Annotated in this window: 4 protein-coding genes; 2 read left to right on the forward strand and 2 right to left on the reverse strand. The window is 55.0% G+C overall.

Going from position 1 to position 2,154, the window contains the following annotated elements; genetic code table 11:
* The first annotated feature begins 763 nt into the window (after positions 1-763).
* Positions 764-1,039: a hypothetical protein gene (locus AC097P_RS23405; protein WP_479612838.1), complete on the forward strand. Its 276-nt coding sequence runs from the start codon at positions 764-766 to the stop codon at positions 1,037-1,039.
* Positions 1,040-1,093: 54 nt separating this feature from the next.
* Here AC097P_RS23405 and AC097P_RS23410 read toward each other — a convergent pair whose 3' ends face one another.
* Positions 1,094-1,414, reverse strand: coding sequence for a twin-arginine translocation signal domain-containing protein (locus tag AC097P_RS23410; RefSeq protein WP_479612839.1), 321 nt, complete (start codon positions 1,412-1,414; stop codon positions 1,094-1,096).
* On the opposite strand from AC097P_RS23410, the gene AC097P_RS23415 reads away from it, so the two are divergent.
* On the forward strand, positions 1,413-1,586 hold the full coding sequence (locus AC097P_RS23415; protein ID WP_479612840.1) for a hypothetical protein: 174 nt from the start codon (positions 1,413-1,415) through the stop codon (positions 1,584-1,586). The genes AC097P_RS23410 and AC097P_RS23415 overlap by 2 nt on opposite strands.
* Positions 1,587-1,764: 178 nt before the next feature.
* On the opposite strand, the gene AC097P_RS23420 is transcribed toward AC097P_RS23415, so the two are convergent.
* The coding region (locus AC097P_RS23420; protein ID WP_479612841.1) for a hypothetical protein at positions 1,765-2,154 on the reverse strand (390 nt) is incomplete at its 5' end.

A 2,154-nucleotide genomic window follows, 5' to 3' on the forward strand; every position in this document is an offset into this window, starting at 1 on the left:
AACACACCGCCATTCTGGCGGCGCTGACGATCAAGAAACCCACGCTAAACACCCAGTTGACCCTCTTGTAATGGCACACCGCACTTGCAATTCCATATGAATCAATAACTTACGCGTTTAACTGTCGAACTCGGGAGTACTGTGCGTCGCCACACTCTCGCTACAGGGAAATACCTGGACCACCGTGGACTGGTGGCAGAGGAGGCGCCAAGCAAATGTGTTCCCAATAGACAATCGACCGCTGTTGGACTGGATGGCGGGTATCTGCGACATAGTCACCCTGACAAAGAAAAGTCGTTCGAAGTCATTGCAGGGCGTGCCATTCAGAGCGGCAGGGGCCAGCGCAGCCTTGCATTTGTTCAAACGGTCGACACACATTTCAAGGAACGGGTGCGCATCGTGTTAAACCAATTCGGTGCTGATCAGGAGAACACAGAAGTCTTCACCGATGGAGCCACTCAGCTGCGCCAATGGCAAGTGACGACACTTGCCCCAAGCCCGCCACATTTTGGACTGGTATCACCTGAAGACTCGTGTTGCCAAGCTTTGCAACGTCATTCACAGCAAAGCGGCCTGCAGCGAACTCAAACGCTTTGATCATGACTGACTCTCGATTGCCGCTTCAGGCTTGAAGTGGAGACTGTGGCATGGTAAACGCGCAGAAGCGTTTGATCGGCTGCGCACGATTCTGCGAACGACCAAGCGTCCCTCGTTATTTGAGAAGACGACGGTCAGGTTCATACGCAGATTGACAACTGACCTGTTGGCCTATCTCGCCAACAATATTGACTCGCTGCCAAACTATGGGCAACGGTATCGCGCCGGCCTAAGAATTTCCAGCGCCTTCGTGGAATCCGCAGTCAACCAGTTGATCGACAAACGGATGTCAAAGAGCCAGCAAATGCGTTGGGACCCGCAATGCGCGCATCAACTGCTACAGGTCCGCGTGCGTGTGGTCGATGGGCAGTTGCGCGATGACTTTGTTCGATGGCATCCAGGCTTTCCATCGAACGACGCAACTATGCGCGCGGTCGCGTAGGGATACAGAAGTTGAAGTTGGTAGCCACTCACCCCACCAAATGAACTGCTCTCGTCACTTTTGGCAACGAAAACAAATCGACCCCTGGTACAGCGGTTTGTGGATCATGGCCGCATGGGTCGGCGCGATGCCCGCGGTGATGTAGCGAAATGGCGGGCGGGCATCTTCGTCGAAACTGGTCAGGTTGATGGTGGTTTCCACCGTGTTGGTCCGTGGATCAATCACCACCAGTGTGTTGGAGTCTTCGTTGGTGATGAAGACGCGGTCGCGCGGGTCGATCCCCGTCGTGGCGTTTTGGGCAAAGCTGGTAGGCAGTGCGCCAACAACGGCGGCGGCCGCGGTGTATTTGAGAATGTCGCGACGATTGGTGGTCATGACCATTGCCTCGGCCACGCGCCAGCTCATGACCGCCCCCCATTTGAAGAGCACGGTGGCGAATGTCGCCCAGCTCACGTCGGAGTTGCGCACGCTCACGCAGCAGGTGCAGCGCGAGGACCCAGCCGAGCGTCTGTCAAATCGTTATGCAGGCGGATTCGCCAAGAATTGAGGTGGGTCAGACCAAAGTCGGCACCTGGGTCAAAAACGTGTCGGCGGCAACAGTCATGAGCTGGAGCTCGCGCGCCAGTACCGGGGTGCGACTGCAGCCTACTTGACGGTGCCGGAACAACTGCTGGCTCCACCACGTATCCGGTAGCGCGGGTTTGTGGCGGGTGGTGACGAGTGGTTCAACGCCTAGCCTGCTTCGAAAAGGAGTAAACAAAACGTTTTGATGTGAGTGCGATGGAAACGCCAAAGACGATGTGGATGATCAAACTGGGATACATCACAGAGAATCCAAGCGTCCAGGGTGTTTTGTCTCCGAAACTCAACGGAAGTAAAAAGGAATTGAGGACGACATAGTAAGCAACGCCGTAGACTGCGCCCACCGACAAGGCAGGAAGACGATTTTTCATCAATTCGAGAAGGATGAGCAAAGGGACCGCTGATAGCCAGCCGATGGCAAAGTGCTCAACGAACATCAACAGGCGAAATGTCAGCTCGGGAAGGTCGGCAAAAAATACTTCGAGTAGTTTTTTTCCGTAATGGCCAACCCGAAGCCCAAGAAGTTGGAACAG

This window comes from Rhodoferax sp. ZS1R8 (assembly GCF_056521325.1).

Excerpts from the sequence above, each read along its gene's own strand:
- AC097P_RS23415 (WP_479612840.1), top strand. The coding sequence starts at position 1,413 with ATGACCATTGCCTCGGCCACGCGCCAGCTCATGACCGCCCCCCATTTG.
- AC097P_RS23410 (WP_479612839.1), bottom strand. The coding sequence starts at position 1,414 with ATGACCACCAATCGTCGCGACATTCTCAAATACACCGCGGCCGCCGCC.